At 75.8% G+C, this 18055-nt stretch carries 15 protein-coding genes and 1 riboswitch; of the genes, 5 read left to right on the top strand and 10 right to left on the bottom strand.

Annotated features, from left to right (window positions below; all coding sequences use genetic code 11):
• The first annotated feature begins 51 nt into the window (after positions 1 to 51).
• A complete protein-coding gene (locus GA0070606_RS23530; RefSeq protein ID WP_425413066.1) occupies positions 52 to 3045 on the top strand; it encodes a winged helix-turn-helix domain-containing protein in 2994 nt (997 codons plus the stop codon).
• A 114-nt stretch (positions 3046 to 3159) separates the two neighbouring features.
• Here the strand turns inward: GA0070606_RS23530 and GA0070606_RS23535 are convergent, their stop codons facing one another.
• Together GA0070606_RS23535 and GA0070606_RS23540 are read right to left on the bottom strand one after the other, a co-directional pair.
• On the bottom strand, positions 3160 to 3708 hold the full coding sequence (locus GA0070606_RS23535; RefSeq protein ID WP_091104307.1) for a DsbA family protein: 549 nt from the start codon (positions 3706 to 3708) through the stop codon (positions 3160 to 3162).
• 101 nt (positions 3709 to 3809) lie between these two features.
• Positions 3810 to 4496 carry a BON domain-containing protein gene (locus GA0070606_RS23540; RefSeq protein WP_091104310.1) on the bottom strand — a complete coding sequence of 229 codons (687 nt, stop codon included), beginning with the start codon at positions 4494 to 4496 and terminating at the stop codon, positions 3810 to 3812.
• Positions 4497 to 4783: 287 nt separating this feature from the next.
• Here GA0070606_RS23540 and GA0070606_RS23545 point away from each other — a divergent pair, with 287 nt between their 5' ends.
• Complete coding sequence (locus GA0070606_RS23545) at positions 4784 to 7477, top strand: cellulose binding domain-containing protein (protein ID WP_091104312.1); 2694 nt, start codon at positions 4784 to 4786, stop codon at positions 7475 to 7477.
• 83 nt (positions 7478 to 7560) lie between these two features.
• Here the strand turns inward: GA0070606_RS23545 and GA0070606_RS23550 are convergent, their stop codons facing one another.
• A complete protein-coding gene (locus GA0070606_RS23550) occupies positions 7561 to 7953 on the bottom strand; it encodes a hypothetical protein (protein ID WP_091104315.1) in 393 nt (130 codons plus the stop codon).
• Between the two features lie 157 nt (positions 7954 to 8110).
• Positions 8111 to 8257 carry a hypothetical protein gene (locus GA0070606_RS32655; protein WP_176737397.1) on the bottom strand — a complete coding sequence of 49 codons (147 nt, stop codon included), beginning with the start codon at positions 8255 to 8257 and terminating at the stop codon, positions 8111 to 8113.
• Positions 8258 to 8585: 328 nt separating this feature from the next.
• Between GA0070606_RS32655 and GA0070606_RS23555 the strand changes: the two genes are divergently transcribed.
• The gene (locus tag GA0070606_RS23555) at positions 8586 to 8948 is read left to right on the top strand and encodes an STAS domain-containing protein (protein ID WP_091104318.1); all 363 of its coding nucleotides are present in this window, start codon (positions 8586 to 8588) and stop codon (positions 8946 to 8948) included.
• A 21-nt stretch (positions 8949 to 8969) separates the two neighbouring features.
• Here the strand turns inward: GA0070606_RS23555 and surE are convergent, their stop codons facing one another.
• Both surE and GA0070606_RS23565 read right to left on the bottom strand, forming a co-directional pair.
• Positions 8970 to 9794, bottom strand: coding sequence for a 5'/3'-nucleotidase SurE (gene surE / locus GA0070606_RS23560; protein ID WP_091104320.1), 825 nt, complete (start codon positions 9792 to 9794; stop codon positions 8970 to 8972).
• The gene (locus GA0070606_RS23565; protein WP_176737398.1) at positions 9791 to 10768 is read right to left on the bottom strand and encodes a 1-phosphofructokinase family hexose kinase; all 978 of its coding nucleotides are present in this window, start codon (positions 10766 to 10768) and stop codon (positions 9791 to 9793) included. The genes surE and GA0070606_RS23565 overlap by 4 nt, the downstream gene beginning before the upstream one ends.
• Before the next feature lie 184 nt (positions 10769 to 10952).
• On the opposite strand from GA0070606_RS23565, the gene GA0070606_RS23570 reads away from it, so the two are divergent.
• Entirely contained in the window at positions 10953 to 11411 is a 459-nt protein-coding gene (locus GA0070606_RS23570) for an SRPBCC family protein (protein ID WP_091104322.1), read from the top strand.
• A gap of 143 nt (positions 11412 to 11554) precedes the next feature.
• Here the strand turns inward: GA0070606_RS23570 and GA0070606_RS23575 are convergent, their stop codons facing one another.
• The 4 genes from GA0070606_RS23575 to GA0070606_RS23590 all read right to left on the bottom strand — a co-directional run bounded on the left by GA0070606_RS23575 (position 11555) and on the right by GA0070606_RS23590 (position 17125).
• Entirely contained in the window at positions 11555 to 12622 is a 1068-nt protein-coding gene (locus GA0070606_RS23575) for a coiled-coil domain-containing protein (RefSeq protein WP_176737399.1), read from the bottom strand.
• Between the two features lie 13 nt (positions 12623 to 12635).
• Positions 12636 to 12767: riboswitch (cyclic di-AMP (ydaO/yuaA leader) on the bottom strand.
• 153 nt (positions 12768 to 12920) lie between these two features.
• Positions 12921 to 13838, bottom strand: a complete 918-nt coding sequence (locus GA0070606_RS23580) for a cation diffusion facilitator family transporter (protein WP_091104328.1) — start codon at positions 13836 to 13838, stop codon at positions 12921 to 12923.
• Positions 13839 to 13927: 89 nt separating this feature from the next.
• Complete coding sequence (locus GA0070606_RS23585) at positions 13928 to 16045, bottom strand: HelD family protein (protein ID WP_091104332.1); 2118 nt, start codon at positions 16043 to 16045, stop codon at positions 13928 to 13930.
• Between the two features lie 150 nt (positions 16046 to 16195).
• Positions 16196 to 17125 carry an alpha/beta fold hydrolase gene (locus tag GA0070606_RS23590; protein ID WP_091108084.1) on the bottom strand — a complete coding sequence of 310 codons (930 nt, stop codon included), beginning with the start codon at positions 17123 to 17125 and terminating at the stop codon, positions 16196 to 16198.
• 147 nt (positions 17126 to 17272) lie between these two features.
• Between GA0070606_RS23590 and GA0070606_RS23595 the strand changes: the two genes are divergently transcribed.
• Positions 17273 to 17902, top strand: a complete 630-nt coding sequence (locus GA0070606_RS23595) for a carbonic anhydrase (protein ID WP_091104335.1) — start codon at positions 17273 to 17275, stop codon at positions 17900 to 17902.
• Positions 17903 to 18055: the final 153 nt, after the last annotated feature.

Consider the following 18055-nt stretch of genomic DNA (forward strand, 5'->3'; position numbering starts at 1 on the left):
CGTGCCACCAGGGTCGCCGGGGCCGGGGTGAAGCCGGCTCCCCCCGAAGGGGTGAACCGGCCCCGGCCGGGTAACCGCCCGCCGCAGGGCCTGGGGGAGTGGACGCGTCCGTGGGGGTGGGGCCGGATGCCGGAGCAGGTACGGAACACCGGGGTCGTCGCGGTCACGGGCGGTCCGCTGCTGGCGTCCCGGCTGGCCCCGGCCGCGCCGCCGGAGCCGCTGGTGCTGCGGCCCCGGCTGCTGCGGGCGTTGGACGCGGGGACGGCCGGCCCGGTCACCCTGGTCCGCGCCCCGGCGGGCTGGGGCAAGACGACGCTGCTCGCCTCCTGGTTCCGGGCGGCCGGCGAGGCCGGCGCGCACCGGGGCCGGGTGGGGGAGGGACCGGTGACCGCCGCGGCCGAGGGCGCCCGGGACGCCGGCGCGGCCGGCGCGAGCCCGGGCGACTTCGGCGCGGCGGACGGGCCGGCGGACCGCGCCCGGCCCCAGGCGGCCTGGGTGTCGGTGGAGAGCGGCGACGACGGGGACCGGCTCTGGTCCTACCTGGCCGCGGCGCTGCGCGCGGCCACCGAACCCGCAGCCGACGCCCCGGGCCCGCCCGTGCCCGGCGGGTCACCCCGACCCGACCAGCTGGAGGTGCTGGCCGCGGCCCTCGCCGCGCGGGAGCGGCCGGTCCTGCTCGTCCTGGACGACCTGCACCGGATCACCGACCCGGCGGCGCTGACCGGGCTGGACTTCCTGCTGCGCCACGCCGAGCAGCGGCTGCGGTTGGTGGCCGGCGCGCGTGGCGGGCTGCCGCTGGCCGTGCACCGGCTGCGGCTGGCCGGCGAGCTGACCGAGATCGGCCCCGACGAGCTGGCCTTCACCGGCGACGAGGTCGCCGACCTGCTGGCCGCGCACGGGGTGACGCTGCCGGCGGCCGGGGTGCGCCGGCTCCGGGAGCGTACGGGCGGCTGGCCGGCGGCCCTCCGGCTCGCGGCGCTGGCGCTGCGGGGCCAGCCCGACCCGGCCCGCTGGGCCGAGCAGTTCGGCGGCGACCAGCCGGACGTCGCCGGCTACCTGCGCGAGGAGGTGCTCGCCGGGCTGGACCCGGAGTCCCGGGACGTGCTGCGCCGCTCCGCCGTCGCCGACGCCGTCTGCGCCGGGCTGGTCGACGCGCTCACCGGGCGCGCCGACGGCGAGCAGGCGCTGGCCGGCCTGGCGGGCGACGGCGGGCTGCTCCGCCGCGACGAGGGCCGCCCGCCCTGGTACCGCTGCCAACCGCTGCTGGCCGAGCTGCTCCGCGCCGAGCTGGGCCGGCTGCCCGCCGACGAGCTGCGCGACCTGCACCTGCGGGCGGCCGGCTGGTACGCCGGGAACGGGCGCCCCGCCGACGGCCTGCGGCACGCGCTGGCCGGCGGGGACTGGGACCGGGCCACCGAACTCTTCGTCGCCCACTGGCCGGAGCTGGTCCCGTACGACCGGGACGAGCCTGGAGGGCCGGCGCCCGCGTCCCCGCCGGCCGAGGCCGTGCGACGCGACCCGGAGCTCGCGCTCGCCTGCGCGGCCGAGCGGGCCCGGGCCGGGGACGCCGGCGCGGCCGCCGGTCACGTGGACAGCGCCGTGGCCGCCGCCCGGTCGCTGCCGGCGCCGCGACGCGACCGGTTCCGGCGGCTGGCCGCCGCGCTGGAGGTCACGCTGGCCCGGCTGGCCGGCGACCCGGCGGCGGTACGCGCCGCCGCCGGCCGGCTGCTCGCCGCCCGTCCCGCCCTCGGCCTGACCCCGCGACAGCCGCCCGGTGCCGCCGTGACGGGCCCGGCGGGGCCCGGGGCCGCGGCCGGGCTGCTCGCCTCCGGTCCCGCCGCGACGGCCGAGCCGCGCGGGGACGCCGCCGAGGACGCCGACGTGCGGGCGGTGGCCGGCGCCGCGCTCGGGCTGGCCGACCTGGCCGACGGCGACCTGCCCGCCGCCGGGCTCGCCTTCACGCGGGCGCTCGCGGCGGCCCGGGACGTCGGGCGTACGCGTACGGAGCTGGTCTGCGCCAGCCGGGCGGCGCTCCTGCACGCCGTGCGGGGCGAGCTGCGGGCCGCCGAGACGCTGGCCCGGGACGCCCTGGCGCTGCCGCCCTGCCGGGGCTGGTCGTGCCGGGAGGACTGCGCGCACGCGTACCTGGCGCTGGCCCTGGTCGCCCTGCACCGGGACCAGCCCGAGGAGGCGGAGGCGCACCTGGCCCTGGCCGGTCCGGCCACCGGCGAGCCGACCGTGGCGGCGACGGCGGCGCTGTGCCGGGCGTACCTGCTGCGGGACGCCGGCGACCTGGCCGGCGGGCACCGGGCGCTGGCCGAGGCGCGGGAACGGCTGGCCGACCGGCCCCGGGCCACGGAGCTGGCGTCCTGGCTGCTGGCCGCCGAGGCGGACCTGCGCGGGGCGCGGGGCGACCTGGACAGCGCTCGGCGCCTGCTCGCCGACCGGGTACGCGACACCGCCGCTCCGCCGCTCGCGATCGCGCTCGCCCGGGTGGAGCTGCGCGCCGGCGACGCCCGAGCCGCCGGGTACGCGCTGCCCGACTGGGACGCGCCGGAGGCGGCCGACTGGCCGCTGCCGGCACGCCTGGACGCGGCCGTGCTGGACGCGGTCCTGGCGCGGCGGGCGGGCGACGAGCGGCGGGCCGGTCGGGTGCTGGAGCGGGCCCTGGACCTGGCCGGGCCGGAGGGGTTCCGGCGGGTTTTCACCCGCGCCGAGCCCGGGGTCCGGGAGCTGCTCGCCGCCCACCTCGACGCGGGCACCGCGCACTGGCCGACGGTCAGCGACCTGGTCCGGGGCGCCGACGCGCCGGCCGAGGCGAACCCGGCGGACCGGGGCGCGGCGGGGCTCGACGAGCCGCTGACCGAGCGGGAGCTGACCATCCTGCGCTACCTGCAGAGCATCCTGTCCAACGTGGAGATCGCCGCCGAGCTGTCGCTGTCGGTCAACACGGTCAAGACCCACGTCCGCAACATCTACCGCAAGCTGGACGCCACCCGCCGCCGCGAGGCCGTCAGCCGCGCCCGCGAGCTGCGGCTGATCTGAGCCCGCCGCCGGGCAACCGTTCCGGGCGTGGGCCGCCGGTGAGGCGGAGGCCGAGGCCGAGCTCGGCGAGGCGGACGACGAGAAGGACGAGGCCGCGGCACGCGGGGCCGGCGCTCAGGCAGTGGCGGCGGCGTCGACCGCGGCCAGGAGGTCGGCCAGGTCGTAGCCGACGTCGTGGCGGATCCCGTTGACGAACAGGGTGGGGGTGGCGTCGACGCCGCTGCGGATGCCGCCGACGAAGTCCCGCCGCACCCGGTCGCCGTGCGCCTGCCGTTCCACCTCCGCGGCGACCTCCTCGGCGGGCAGCCCGAGCTGCGTGACGCCGAGCGACAGGTGTACCGGGTCGAGCTGGTCCTGGTGCTCGTAGAGCCAGTCATGCATCGCCCAGAACCGGCCCCGCCGCCCGGCCGCCTCGCTCGCCTCGGCGGCGTGCTCGGCGTACGGGTGCATGTTGACGATGGGGAAGTGCCGGTACGCCAGCCGGACCGTGTCGGCCCGTTGCCGCAGCACCTCCTGCAGGTTCCGGTACGCGGCACCGCAGAACCGGCACTGGAAGTCGCCGTACTCGACGATCGTCACCGGCGCGTCCAGGGGCCCGCGGACGTGGTCGTCCTCGGTCACCGGGGTCCGCAGGCGGGCGGTGACCTGCAGTGGCGTCGTCATCCGGTCGGCCCCTTCGGCTCAGTCATGTCTCCCAGGCTGCCCCGGGCCGGGGTGAGGGCGGCTCACCCCGCCCGGGTGGTCCGGCGACGCGGGCGGGCGCCTCAGCCGAGCACCGGGGCGACCGCGATGTGGTTCTGCACCTCGCGGATGCCCGGCGCGTTCCAGGCGGTGCGTTCGACCTCCGCCCGCTCCGGCATCGAGTGGACCAGCCCGCCGAGCACCACCGTGTCGCCGTGCACCCGGACGGTGATCCGCTCCGCCTCGGTGGCCCGGTTGCGGGCGAGCGCGTCGACGATCCGCTCGGCCAGGGCGTGCCCGTCGGGCCGGACGTCGGGGCGGACGGTGATGCCGTTGCTGACCCCGCGTACGCCGGTGAGCCGGGCAACGGACCGCTCGGCGGCGTGGCGCTGGTACTCCCAGTCGACCTCGCCGTGCAGCGTCACCCAGCCGTGCGAGACGGTCACGTCGAGCCCTTCCAGGGGGACGAACGCGTCCCACTCCAGGGCGTGTCCGGCGGCGGCGGCGATGTCCGGGTCGGCGCGTTCGGCGCCGGTGCCGAGGCGTACGGCCAGGTCGTTGGCGACCGCCCGGACGCGGGCGACCCGGTGCGCGGCCCGCTCGGCGGCCCACTTCTTGGCGTAGCTGTCGACCCGGCCGGTGAGCGTGACCACGCCCTCGGAGACGGTCACGCCGATCTCGTTCGGCCGTACCCGGGGCTCCCAGGTCAGCTCGTCGAGCACGGCGGACTGGATGTCCTGGTCGGTACGGCTGATCGTCGCGATGGCCATCTGTCCCTCCTCACGGGATGGCTGCCCGGGCGGACGCGGGCCCGCCCGGACCGATGCTGGCCCGGGCGCGGGTGACCTTTCCTCACCCGGACCGGACGAAACCACAGGCGCGATGGGAGCGCTTCCATTGGGCGGTGTGGACGAGCTAGGGTGGGGCCGATCCTCGGATGCGGGAGCCGTCGCATCGATGTCGGAGCCAGGGCAGCTCCGGTGCCTCGCACGTCACCCGTGCCGGGGCACGGACGTCGTCGACGTCCGCTCCCGGCGTCACCCGAGAGGACCCGCAGATGCGGAGAAGTCTCGCCGGCGCGGTCGCAGCCGTGCTGGCCGCCGCCACGGCTGTCGTGGCCGTCCTGTTCACCCTCGCACCGACCGGGTCGGCCGCCGCCGCCGCGGCGGAACCGTATTCCTGGAAGAACGTCCGGATCGACGGGGGCGGCTTCGTCCCCGGCATCATCTTCAACCCGACCGAGAAGAACCTCATCTACGCCCGCACGGACATCGGTGGGGCCTACCGGTGGGAGCAGGCCAGCCAGTCCTGGACGCCGCTGCTGGACTGGATCGGCGCGGACAAGTGGGGTTGGAACGGAGTGGTGAGCCTGGCCACCGACCCGGTGCAGACCAACCGGGTGTACGTCGCCGCCGGCATGTACACCAACGGCTGGGATCCGAACCACGGGGCGGTGCTGCGCTCGGCGGACAAGGGCGCCACCTGGCAGGTCGCCGAGCTGCCGTTCCACCTGGGCGGCAACGAGAACGGCCGGGGGATGGGGGAGCGGCTGACGGTCGACCCGAACCGCAACAGCATCGTCTATCTCGGCGCGCCGGGCGGCAACGGGCTGTGGCGCAGCACGGACCACGGCGCCACCTGGGCGAAGGTCGCCAACTTCCCCAACGTGGGCAACTTCCCGTCGACGGGGGCGAACAACCAGGGCATCGTGTGGGTCACCTTCGACCCGAGCACCGGCACGGCGGGCAACGCCACGAGGACCGTCTACGTCGGCGTGGCGGACAAGCAGAACCCGGTCTACCGCTCCACGGACGCCGGCGCCACCTGGCAGCCCGTCCCGGGTGCTCCCACCGGATTCATTCCGCACAAGGGTGTGGTGGACCACGTCGGCGGCTATCTCTACATCGCCACGAGCGACACCGGCGGCCCGTACGACGGTGGCAAGGGCGACGTGTGGAAGTTCAACCGGGCCACCGGTGGGTGGACCCGGATCAGCCCCGTGCCGTCCACGGACAGCGGCAACACCTTCGGCTACAGCGGCCTGACCGTCGACCGGCAGCGGCCGAACACCCTGATGGTGGCCACCCAGGTCTCCTGGTGGCCGGACGCGCAGTTCTTCCGCAGCACCGACGGCGGCGCCACCTGGACCCGGATCTGGGACTGGGCCTCCTATCCCCAGCGCAGCTTCCGCTACAGGATGGACGTCTCGTCGGTGCCGTGGCTGACCTTCGGCAACGACGACCCGAGCCCGCCGGACACCTCGCCGAAGCTCGGCTGGATGAACGAGTCGGTCGAGATCGACCCGCACGACAGCAACCGTTTCATGTACGGCACCGGCGCGACGATCTACGGCAGCACCGACCTCACCAAGTGGGACACCGGCGGCCAGTTCACCATCCGACCGATGGTCAGGGGCCTGGAGGAGACCGCGGTGCTCGACCTGATCAGCCCGCCCTCCGGGGCGCCGTTGGTCAGCGCGCTGGGCGACATCGGCGGCTTCCGGCACGCCGACCTGGACGCCGTACCGCCGATGATGTTCACCCAGCCGAACTTCACCAGCACCACCAGCCTCGACTACGCCGAGACGAAGCCGGGCGTGATGGTGCGGGCCGGCAGCTTCGCCGACGCGGACCGCCCGGGCGACAGCCACGTCGCGTTCTCCACCGACGGCGGGGCCAGCTGGTTCCAGGGCACCGAGCCGTCCGGCGTCGACAGTGGCGGCACGGTCGCGGCGTCGGCCGACGGCAGCCGGTTCGTCTGGGCCCCGGGGGACGCCGGCCAGCAGGTGGTTTACTCGGTCGGCTTCGGCACCTCGTGGGCCGCGTCGACGGGCGTTCCCGCCAACTCGACGATCGAGTCCGACCGCGTCAACCCGAACAAGTTCTACGCCTTCGGCGGCGGAAAATTCCACGTCAGCACCGACGGCGGGGTGAGCTTCACGGCCTCGGCCGCCGCCGGCCTGCCCACCACCGGCACCGTCAGGTTCAAGGCGCTGCCCGGCCGGGAGGGCGAGCTGTGGCTGGCCGGCAGGGGCGGGCTGTGGCGCTCGACCGACTCCGGCACCACCTTCACGAAGCTGCCGGCGGTGAGCACCGCCGGCAACGTCGGCTTCGGCAAGGCCGCGCCCGGCCGGACGTACCCGGCGCTGTACCTCTTCGGCACCGTCGACGGTCGGCCCGGCGTGCACCGCTCGGACGACACGGGCGCGACCTGGGTGCGGATCAACGACGACCGGCACCAGTACGGCAACGCGGGCGAGGCGCTGACCGGCGACCCCAGGGTCTACGGCCGGGTCTACCTCGGCACCAACGGCCGGGGCATTCTCGTGGCGGACCGGCTCGGCGGCGATCCCACCCCGACCCCGACCGGCCCTACGCCCACCCCGACCGGCCCGACGCCGACGCCCACCGGCCCGAGCCCGACGCCGACGCTCACGCCGCCGCCCGGCGGGTGTTCGGCCAGCTACCGGGTGATTGGCTCCTGGGCCGGGGGCTTCCAGGGTGAGGTGGTGGTGCGCAACACCCGCCCCACACCGATCACCGGCTGGACGGTGGACTGGGCCTTCCCGGACGGCCAGCGGATCACCCAGCTCTGGGGCGGTACGCACACCCAGACCGGCCCGGCGGTCACGGTCCGCGACGCCGGCTGGAACGGTGGACTCGGCGGGGGCGCCAGCACCACGATCGGCTTCCTTGGAAGCTGGACCGGCGCCAACGGTCCACCGCGCGCGATCACCTGCACCAGCCGCTGACCCTGGGGTGGGCGGTCCAGTCGGGCCGCCCACCCCAGGTCACGTGACCTGCATCAGCCGCCGGCGCTCGTGCCGGTGGGCGCTCAGCTGTCCAGGCCGACGGGGGAGTTCGGCCGGTCCACGTCGACGAACTCGATGTCGTCGGCGGCCCGGTCGCGGCTGCCGGCCGCCCGGGCCGCGGTGCCGGCGGCCCAGCCGATCGCGGCTCCGGCCAGCGCGGCGGCGACCAGCAGCGTCCAGGGCAGCGCCGGCCGCCGGCCGGCGAGCGCGTCGAAGGCCAGGGTCGCCCGGCGACGCGCCTCGTCCGCCGCCGAGCCCACCAGGTCGCCGGCCTCGTCGGCGAGGCCGGACCCGCCCCGGCGGGCCGACCGGACGGTGTCGCCGGCGGAGCTGACCGCCGAGACCAGGTGCTGCCACGCCTGGTCCGCGATCCGCTCGGGCTTGCTGCGGCGGTCCAGCAGGTTGGTTCCGAACATGGTGGTTACCTCCTCGGGGTGCCGAAGCCGACGGCCACTTCGGACTTCGACGGCGCACCGGCGGTCACGGTTCACTCGTCCCGCCTGTGCCCGGTCGGGCGGCTCCGCAAACCCCGCCCGTCGCGGGCGGACCGGGACCGCCGGGACGCCCGGTGCGTCAGCGGGGCGTGACGACCGCGGTCAGGCCGCGCGCGAAGTCGTCACCGTCGTCATCGTCGTCGTCCCCGCCGCCGCCGAACCCGCAGGCCAGCACGAGGGCCAGCAGCGCGCCGACACCGGCCAGCGCGGCAAGTCTCCTGATCATCGGTCGTCCTTCCGTCGAGGTCCCGTCCGTCGAGCCGATGCTAGGCAGCGCGGGCAACGCGCGGGGCGGAAGAGGCCGGGCCACGCCGGGAGGTCGGGTACCGGGCGGTGTCGACGGGGGACCGCTACCCTGGGTCGGCGACGCGTCAGCGCCAGCTGATCGTTGGGGGAAGAAGAAGTCAAAAGTCCGGATAAGGGCGACTTGAGGCGTCCTCGTCCGCGAATTGCTCATCCCGAGGGGTGGCGACCGAGGCCGTCGGAGGAATACTCTCGGTCGCGGCCCGCGTACTGATGAGGCGCCCGTCGGACGGGCGAGTGGAGGTGCTCGCGTGAGCCTGTCGATCGTGAAGTCGGTCCTGCCCGGTGGTGTCGTGGAGATCGCCCCTCGGGGCGAGATCGACGTCGACACCGCGTACGAGGTGCGTGAGGCGATCGCCGAGGTGCTGGCCAAGGGGCGCCCTAGCCGGATCGAGCTCAACATGAGGCTGGTCACCTTCATCGACTCGGTCGGCATCAGCGCGATGGTCGCCGGCTTCCAGACCGCTGAGGTGAGCGGCGTCAAGCTCGTCGTCACCGAGCCGAGCCGGTTCGTGCACCGGCAGCTCTGGGTGACCGGCCTGCTCGGCCTCTTCGGCGCCCCCGAGCCCTATTACGCTGGCGCGCCGACCCCGGAGGTCCTCCCCGGCGCCTGACCGGCCGGTGGCCGGGCCACTTCAGTCGCCGCCGAGGCCCGACAGGTCGACGTCCGCCACCTCGGTGACCGCGCGGATCGCCGTCACCGAGGCGTACCCGTCGGCCAGCAGGGCCAGGTCGGTGCCGGGCTGCACCGCCTGCCCGGGCTCCTCCAGGGACGTGCGCACGAAGCCGTGGCCGGACTCCGCCACCGTCATCTGCACCTGGCCGAAGCTGGCCAGCGTGCCCCGGCGCACCCCGCGCAGCCGGCCGTGCGGCAGGTCCGGCGCGTTGACGTTCAGCACGCTCTCCACCGGCCCGGCGGTGAGCCGGGGCAGCAGGTCCAGGGCGACCCGGGCGGCGGTCGACCAGTGCCGCTCGGCGTCGCGTACCCGGGCGGCGGCGGCCACGGCGGCGCCCCCGCTGGCGGCCGTCGCCTCCCCGGCCGAGAGCACGTCGAGGGAGACGGCCATCGCCCGGCAGCCGTTCGCCGCGGCGGTGAAGGCGGCGCCGACGGTGCCGGAGTGCAGCACGGCGCGGCCGGCGTTCGCGCCCCGGTTGATGCCGGAGAGCACCACGGTCGGCGGCGGCCCGAACGCGCCGTGCACCGCGATCAGCGCGATGAAGCCGGGCGAGCCCCCCACCCCGAACGCCGGCACCTCCGGCAGTTCCGGCAGCGGGTGCTCGTGGACCACCACGTGCCCGTTCCGCTCCACGGCGGTCATCGCGGCGCTGGTGCCGCTCGCCTCCTCCAGGGGAGCGGCGACGACCACGTCGAGACCCCGGTCCGCCGCCGCCCGGGCCAGCGCCTGGATGCCCGGCGCGGCGATCCCGTCGTCGTTGGTGACCAGCACGCGCAGCGTCATCGCTCGGCCGCCCGGTCGGCCAGCTCGTCGGGCGTCGTCCGCTCCTGCGGCCGGCTGCCGGCCGGCACGAGCCGCACCCGGTCGACCAGGCCGGTGATCGAGTCGAGCCGGCCGGTGCCCAGGCCGTGCCGGGTCACGTTCAGCGCGCCGGCCGCCGCCCCGGTCCGGATCGCGGTGCGCACGTCGCCGCCCCGGGCGACCACGGCGGCCACCCCGGCCGTCATCGAGTCGCCCGCCCCGCGCGGGTCGGCGGCCTGCAGGCGGGGCATCTCCACCTCGAACACCTCGCCGTCGACCAGGGCCAGCGCCGGCTCGTCGGCCCGGCTCACCACGACGTTCTCGGCGCCGCCCGCGTGCAGGTCGTACATCGCCCGGGTGAGCTGCTCCTCGTCGTCGCCGGCGGCCCGACCGTCAGCGATCAGCTCCTCGTGGCTGACCTTGAGGAAGAAGACGCCGCTGTCCAGCACCGCGGTGAGGTGCTCGCCGGCCAGGTCGACCACCACCCGGCCGCCGTTGGCGCCGAGGTCGGCGGCGAAGCGCCGGTAGAGGTCGGCGGGCACCAGCGAGGGCTCGTTCGGCCCGCTCAGCACGCTGACCGGGGCGCGCAGCCCTTCGCCGAGCGCCAGGTTGTAGAGCTCGTCCAACTCGTGCCGGCTGAGCGGTTGGCCCGGCACGTCCACGACCTCCCGCCGGGACCCCTCGCGCCGGTCGTGCACGTACCCGCCGCTGCCCGAGTCCCGCAGCACCACCTTGAGGTCGACCCCCTCGCTGACCAGCAGTGGCTCCAGCACCTGGCCGATCTCGCCGCCCAGGGCGGTGCAGAGGACCACGTCGACGCCGAGCGACATCACCATCCGGGCCTGCCAGACGCCCTGGCCGCCGGGGTGCAGGTGCAGCTCCGGGGCGTCGCTGGGCTGGTCGACGGTCACCGTCAGCCGGGGCGTGGGCGCGAAGACCATCACGTGCCCGCTCATCCGTCGTACCCGTTCATGCTCCCGCCCTCCGTCGACCGACACGCGTCGTGACCTGTCAGCAGCCGACGGTAGTCGCAGAGGTGGGTGAGCGGTCGACATCCGCGCGGGTGCCGGCGCGCCGTTGCCACGGTGCCGCGCGTGCGCGACGATCGGGCGACGGCGTCGGCGACGGTGGGGAGGCCGGGTGCTCAGGCGAGGTTCCTTCAGCTACACCGTCCAGGCGCGCTGCTCGCCGGCCGAGGCCGCCGGCCTGCTAGCGGACCCGGCCCGACAGGAGGAACTGCACCCGCTGATCGTCCGGGTCCGCCGGGTGGCGCCGCCCCGACCCGGCGCGCGGGCGAGCTATCTCATCACCGACCGGCTGGCCGCGGGGCCGCTGCGCCTGCCGGTCACCTACCGGGCCGACGTCCTGGCCGACGGGCCCGACGAGATCGTCACCGTGGCGCGGCAGTGGCCGGCCACCACCGTGCGCAACCGGACCCGGCTGCGCGCCGAGCCGGACGGCGTCGTCCGGATAGAGGTCGAGATCACCCTCGAGGCGCCCGCGCCGCTCTTCGGCTACGCCTTCCGCCAGGCGCGCGCCGCGCACCTGGGGCTGGCCGCCCGGCTCGGTGCCGCCCTGGACCGCCGCCCGCCCGACTGACGGCACGCCACCGGGCCGCCCGGCCCGGGACGCTCGGGCAGCCCGGACGGAACAGCCGGGCGCCCGGCCCGGGCCGGGGGGACCGGCCGTACGCGCGGCGCGGCCCCGGCGACCCGACGGGCGGGTCACCGGGGCCGGGTGCGTCAGTAGACCGACAGGTGCACGTGGTTGGTGTGGTCGCTGGACGGGTCGCCGTTGGCGCCGCTGTACGACTTCCACCCGCTGCTGGGCAGCCAGATCTGCCTGTACCAGATCACGTAGAGCACGGCGAGCCGGTCGGCGTTCTTCACGAAGTACGTCGCCAGGTTGTTGCCGTACGTCCGGTCGCCGCCCGTGGCGTCGCCGCCGAACCCGCTCTTCTGCGCGGCGAAGTCGCAGGCCCGGCCCTTCGGGTGCTCCCCGGAACCGCCGGGGCGGTAGCAGGAGACGTAGCGGGTGAAGCCGGCCGCCTTGGCCTGGTTGAGCGCGTGCAGGGTGCGCGGGGTGATGCAGCCGTTGGCGGGGGTGGGGTCGTTGACGCTGCACGACTCGGACGGCCAGGAGCCGTCGGAGTTGCGCGGCGCCGGCTTCGCCGTCGCGGTCGAGGTGCCGCGCGGCGCGCCGCCGCTCCCGCCGGACTGCTGCCGGTTGGCCACCGTCAGCGCCCGCTCGGCCTGCTCCTTGCGCTTGGCCATCAGCGTGACCTGCTTGCGCTGCTCGCGGATCTCGCCGTCGAGCGCGAGCTTGGTGCGGACGGCCGTGTCGCGGGTCTCCTGGAGTTCGCGCAGCGCGCGGTCCTCGTTGGCGGCCACCGCGTCGAGGGCGGCGGCCCGATCCATGAAGCCGTCCGGCGAGTTGCTGTTGAGCAGCGCGGACGCGGCGCCGAGCCGGCCGGTGCGATAGGCCAGCCCGGCGATCTCGCCGACCTTCTCCGACCGCTCGGCGAGCTCGGTCTCGGTCGTCTTGAGCTGCGCGGTGAGCTGCTTCTGCCGCTTGACCGAGGTGTCGAGGGCCCGCTTGGCGTCGAGGTAGCCCTTGCTGGCGGCCTCCAGTTGGGCCCGCAGGGCGGGCGTGCCGCCCTCCGCGTCCTGTCCGGGCGCCGCGGCCGGCAGGCCGGCGCGGGGGGTGGCCGCCGCGGGGGAGGCGGTGACCGGGGCGACCGCGGCGCCGAGGGCGAGCGTCGCGGCGATCAGGGCCGCCATCCGGGCGGCGCGTCGTCGTACAGGTGCCATCACTGGCATACACGTGTCCTTCCGTCAGCCGCCGACCGGGTTAGCTGACGGGTTCGGGACGGAAGATCCCTACCGCTGACGCGGATGCACCCCACGAACATGGTTCCCCGGTTCGCCCCGCCGGGCGATTAGGCGGCGGCCGTCGCCGGCACCGGTGGGTGCCGCCTGGCGAGGGCCGGGTCCGAGCCTACCGGTGCCGGTGTGACTGGTGCAGCGGGCGTTACCGTGGGTGCCTGTCCGCTTACCGTCAAATCCGACATAAGTCGACAATACTCTCCCAGATTTAAGGTTGTGCTCATTACCACTCAACCGACCCGCAGGCCCCGGGCGATGCTCCCGGCTCGATCTGCAACGTGGCGTGCTCGATCTGGAAGTCGTCGTGCAGGGCCGTCCGGGCCGCGCTGAGCACCGCGCCCACCTCCGCGCCAGGCTCGGTGGTCAGGTGGGCCGAGGCCACCTCCATCCCGGAGGTCAACGTCCAGACGTGCAGGTCGTGCACCTCGGCGACGCCGGGAACGGCGGCCAGTCGGTCGTGCACCTTGGTGACCTCGAGGTGCTCCGGGGCGGCCTGCACCAGGATGCGCAGCGCGGCGCGGCCGAGGCGCCAGGTGCGGGGCAGGATGAACGCCCCGATCGCCACGGCGACCACCGGGTCGGCCCACCACCAGTCGGTGACGGAGATCAGCAGGGCCGCGCCGATCACGCCGAGTGACCCCAGCAGGTCTCCCAGCACCTCCAGGTACGCGCCCCGCAGGTTGATGCTCTCCCTGGCGCCGGAGCGCAGCAGGGCGAAGGCCGCCACGTTGGCGAGCAGGCCGAGCACGGCCACGGCGAGCATCGGGCCGGCGAGCACCGCCGGCGGGTCGCCGAACCGGCGTACCGCCTCGACGACCACGTAGACCGCGACGCCGGAGAGCAGCACGGCGTTGGCGAGGGCGGCCAGCACCTCCAGCCGGTAGAGCCCGAAGGTGCGCTGCGGGTCCGCGTCGGCCCGCCGGGTGGCGGTGATCGCGGCGAGCGCCATGCCGATGCCGAGCACGTCGGTGAACATGTGCCCGGCGTCGCTGAGCAGGGCCAGCGAGCCGGTGCGGAAGGCGGCTGCCGCCTCCACCACCATCAGGGCGCCGAGCAGCCCGAAGGCGGCCCAGAGCCGGCCCCGGTGGCGGTGCGCGGCGTTCGCGACCGACCCGTGGTGGTGGTCATGACCTGCGCCCACGCGCCCACCCTCCGTCACTCGTCCGGATCCGCGTCCAAACTATGCTCACATCGCAATATGTGCAAGTGACTGGCCGGCCGGCCGACCCCTCAGCCGACCGGGTCGACGGTGGTCAGCCGCTGGGTGGCCCGGGACAGCGCGACGTAGAGCGTCCGCACGCCGGAGCCCGGGTCCGCCCGGATCTCGCCCGGCGCGACGAGGACCACCCCGTCGTACTCCATGCCCTTGGCCTCCAGGCTGGTCACCACCTGCAGGCGCGGCGCCCCCAGCCCGCCCAGCCACCCCGCCACCTCGTCCTGGCGGGGCACCGGGGTGATCACGCCGACCGTGCCCTCCACCTCGGCGAGCAGCGCCGTGGCCGCCTCCACCACCGCGGTCTCCAGCTCCGCCGCCGGCACCACCAGTTCGACCGGGTGGACGCCGGTGGAGCGCACGGCGGTGGGCAGCGGCAGGTCGGGGTGCAGCCGGCGGATCTCGGCCGCCGCCACCGCGAAGATCTCCGCCGAGTTGCGGTAGTTGGTGGTCAGGGTGAAGTGGTGCCGCCTGCGCCGGCCCAGCGCCTGGTCCCGGGCCCGGGCCAGCTCGTCGGGATCCCCGGTCCACGCCGTCTGCGCCGGGTCGCCCACCACCGTCCACGAGGCCAGCCGCCCGCGCCGGCCCACCATGCGCCACTGCATTGGTGAGACGTCCTGCGACTCGTCGACCACCACGTGCGCGTACTCCCGGTAGTCCTCGGGGCGCTGCCGGGCCGCCTCGCGGGCGGCGCGCTGCCGGTCGGCGTGGGTGCTCAGCTCGCGGACCCCCCCGGCCAGCTGGAACGGGTCGCGCCTCGGCCGGGCCGGCTTCATCGGCTTGCCGAGCAGCGCGTCCAGCTCGTCCAGCAGCGCGATGTCGGCGACCGTCAGCCCGGCGGAGTCCAGGCTCCGGTACGCGTCGCCCAGCAGCCGGATCTCCGCCCCGGAGAGGATCCCACCGGCGTACCGGCGCAGCCGGTCCGGGCGGGCCAGCCAGCCCAGCACGTGCCGCGGGTGCAGCCGCGGCCACCACGCCTTGAGGAACTCCCGGAACTCCGGCCGCTCGATGATCTCGTCCTCGAACGCGCGCTGTTCCGGCAGCCGGCCGATGCCCAGCCGGCGGGCCTGCGCCCAGAGCGCGGCGAGGACGCCGTCGAAGCCGGCGCGGCGCACCTCGTTGCGGCGGGCGCCCCGGGGCATCGCCCGGTCCCGGACGGCGTCCAGCTCGCGGCGGTCCAGCCGGAGCAGCTCGCCCCGGTAGAGCAGGCGCAGCTCGCCCGGCCCGCCCGGCACCGCGTCGCGGGCGGCCCGCTCCAGCACCCGGCGCATCCGCAGCGACCCCTTGACCGCCGCCACGGCCGGCGGGTCCGTCCGGGTCGCGCTCATCCCCGGGAAGAGGGTGCCCAGCGAGTGGAGGGTGGCGGTGTCCTCGCCGAGCGAGGGCAGCACCGAGGCGATGTACTCGACGAACACCGAGGACGGGCCGACCACGAGGATGCCGCCGCCGGCGTACCGGCTGCGGTCGGAATAGAGCAGGTACGCGGCCCGGTGCAGGGCCACCGCCGTCTTGCCGGTGCCCGGGCCGCCCGACACGATCGTCACGCCCGAGCCGGGGGAGCGGATCGCCTCGTCCTGCTCGCGCTGGATGGTGGCGACGATGTCCCGCATGCCCCGGCCGGTGGCCTTCGAGAGCGTGGCGAGCAGCGCGCCGTCGCCCACCACCGCCATGTCGGCGGGTGCGGCGGCCGGATCGAGCAGGTCGTCCTCGATCCGGGTGACCCGCTCGCCGGAGGACTGGATCGTCCGCCGCCGCACCACGCCCAGCGGCTGCGCCGGGGTGGCCTGGTAGAAGGCGGCGGCGGCGGGCGCCCGCCAGTCGACCACCAGGGTCGTCGCGTCCTCGTCCCGGATGCCGAGCCGCCCGACGTGCAGCACCTGCCGGTCGCGCAGGTCCAGCCGACCGAAGACCAGCCCCTCGTGCTCGGCGTCCAGCACGTGCCGCCGCTGCGCGGCGTGGAACACCATCGCGTCCCGCTCGACCAGCGCGCCGAAGTTGCCCACCCGGGCGAGCCGGTAGCCCTCCTTCTCGGCGCGCACCGCCGACCGGCGCAGCTCGGCCAGCCGGGCGTACACCCGGTCGAGGTGCCGCTGCTCGACGGCGGTCTCCTGCGCCAGGGTGGTCTGGTCGCTCAACGGTCGCTCCTCCTGACGTCGGCGGCGGGCGGCGCGAACCGCGCGAACCGCGCCAGGCCAACCGCAAGAGGGTACGGCTCCCGCGCAACCGGCCGCGCCCGAGGTGCGAGGAAACCCCTGCCCGGCGGTCCGGTGCGGGCCGACTACCGGTCAGCCGTTCGGGGCCGTCGCGGGCGTGGGGGCCCCGGCGAGTACCCGGCCGAGCACGCCGCCGAGCGCGGCGTTGACCTCGTCGGGGCGCTCCATCATCAGCATGTGCCCGGCACCCGGGCAGACGGTCAGTTCGGTGGCCGGCAGCGCGCCGGCGATCGACTCGGCGCAGGGCGGCGGGGTGAGCCGGTCCCGGTCGCCGACCAGCGCGGCGGCCGGCAGGTGGGCGAGCCGGGCGAGGGTGTCCAGGCGGTGCTGCGTCCCGATCGAGGCGCGGAACCCGCCGATGGAGCGCAGCGAGGCGCGGGCCACCGCCGAGGTGACCAGCCGGATGTCGTGCGGGTCGCAGCGGTCGCCGAAGAGCATCCAGCGGATGCTGGGGCGCAGGGCGCGCAACAGTGCCCGGGGCGGCCGCCAGGACCCGCAGCGGGCCAGCACGCCGGCCCCGGTGGTCTCGGCCAGCCGGATCAGGCGGGCGATCCGGGGCGAGAGGCCGTAGGCGGTGTGCGTGTGTCCCTCGGCCGTGGTGGAGACGAAGACCAGCCCGGCGGCGCGGGCCGCGAAGTGCTCGGGGTGCCGGTGCGCGTACTCCATGATCGTCATGCCGCCCATCGAGTGGCCCGCGAGCACCACCCGGCCAGTCGGGGCCACCTCGTCGAGCACCGCGGCGAGGTCGTCGCCGAGCTGGGCGAGGGTGGCGGTGGGCAGTGCCATGCAGCTCGACCTGCCGTGCCCGCGGGCGTCGTACGCCACCACCCGCACCGCGCCGTCGAAGCGTTCCCGCAGGTCGGCGAGCTGCTTGTGCCAGGCCCGCCCGTCGAGCGTCCAGCCGTGCAGCAGCACCACGGTGACCTCGGCGTCCGCCGGCCCGGTCGCCTCGACGTGCAGGCGTACGTCGTCGGGAAGACGTACCTCGACGTGTTCCGGCATCGCCACCTCCCCAGGCCGCGCTGGTCCGCAACACCGGGGATACCCGGTGGTAACACCGGCTACCCCCCATGACACCACGCCAACCGTGCCGGTGAGAAGATTCGCAACCCGCGTCCGCGCGCGGCCCCGGCCCGCCAAGCTGGGGGCATGGGGTCGCCGCAGGCACGACCGGGCGGACGCGCGGCCGGCGGCACGCCCCGCGCCGCGCTGGCGGAGCTGCTCGCCGGCAACCGCCGGTTCGTCAGCGGCCAGCCGGTCCACGGCCACGACGTCACCGCCGCCGCGGCGGCGGCCTCCGGCGACCAGCAGCCGTACGCGGTGCTGCTGGGCTGCATCGACTCGCGGGTGCCCCTGGAAGCGATCTTCGACCAGACCTTCGGCTCGATCTGCGTGATCCGCACCGGCGGGCACGTGCTCGACCGGGCGGTCCTCGGCTCCATCGAGTACGTGGTCGGCCAGCTGGGCGTACCGCTGGTGATGGTGCTCGGGCACGAGCGGTGCGGCGCGGTCGCCTCGGCGGTGGACGCGTTGCGCGCCGGTCGGACGCCGGGCGGCGCGCTGGCGCACCTGATCGACCAGATCGCCCCGGCGGTGACCGAGGCGGGCGTCGACGACCCCCGGGCGCACCCGATGGCGATCCGGCGGCACGTGCTGCGGACGGTGGCCACGCTGCGCGCCGACGAGGCGCTCGCCGGACCGGTCGCCGCCGGTCGGCTGGCGGTGGTCGGCGCCCTCTACGACCTGGCCACCGGCGAGGTCACCCTGCTGCCGGAGTGAAGAAGGGCGCCCGCCGGCCCTGCGAGGCTCAGCCGCACGTCGGCCCGGCGAGGCGCTCCGTGCGATCGCGGGGCCGGGCGGCGACGCCCGTCGGCGCCGGAGACGCGGAACCGCCCGTCGGGATCGTCCCGACGGGCGGTTCCGGTGTCGCGG

This window comes from Micromonospora citrea, assembly GCF_900090315.1.
Classification (GTDB): Bacteria; Actinomycetota; Actinomycetes; order Mycobacteriales; family Micromonosporaceae; genus Micromonospora; species Micromonospora citrea.

Coding starts and splice junctions, on each gene's coding strand:
- GA0070606_RS32655 (WP_176737397.1), bottom strand. CDS start 8,257: ATGATCAGGAGACTTGCCGCGCTGGCCGGTGTCGGCGCGCTGCTGGCC.
- GA0070606_RS23545 (WP_091104312.1), top strand. CDS start 4,784: ATGCGGAGAAGTCTCGCCGGCGCGGTCGCAGCCGTGCTGGCCGCCGCC.
- GA0070606_RS23575 (WP_176737399.1), bottom strand. CDS start 12,622: ATGGCACCTGTACGACGACGCGCCGCCCGGATGGCGGCCCTGATCGCC.
- GA0070606_RS23595 (WP_091104335.1), top strand. CDS start 17,273: ATGGGGTCGCCGCAGGCACGACCGGGCGGACGCGCGGCCGGCGGCACG.
- GA0070606_RS23540 (WP_091104310.1), bottom strand. CDS start 4,496: ATGGCCATCGCGACGATCAGCCGTACCGACCAGGACATCCAGTCCGCC.
- GA0070606_RS23565 (WP_176737398.1), bottom strand. CDS start 10,768: ATGAGCGGGCACGTGATGGTCTTCGCGCCCACGCCCCGGCTGACGGTG.
- GA0070606_RS23535 (WP_091104307.1), bottom strand. CDS start 3,708: ATGACGACGCCACTGCAGGTCACCGCCCGCCTGCGGACCCCGGTGACC.
- GA0070606_RS23550 (WP_091104315.1), bottom strand. CDS start 7,953: ATGTTCGGAACCAACCTGCTGGACCGCCGCAGCAAGCCCGAGCGGATC.
- surE (WP_091104320.1), bottom strand. CDS start 9,794: ATGACGCTGCGCGTGCTGGTCACCAACGACGACGGGATCGCCGCGCCG.
- GA0070606_RS23590 (WP_091108084.1), bottom strand. CDS start 17,125: ATGCCGGAACACGTCGAGGTACGTCTTCCCGACGACGTACGCCTGCAC.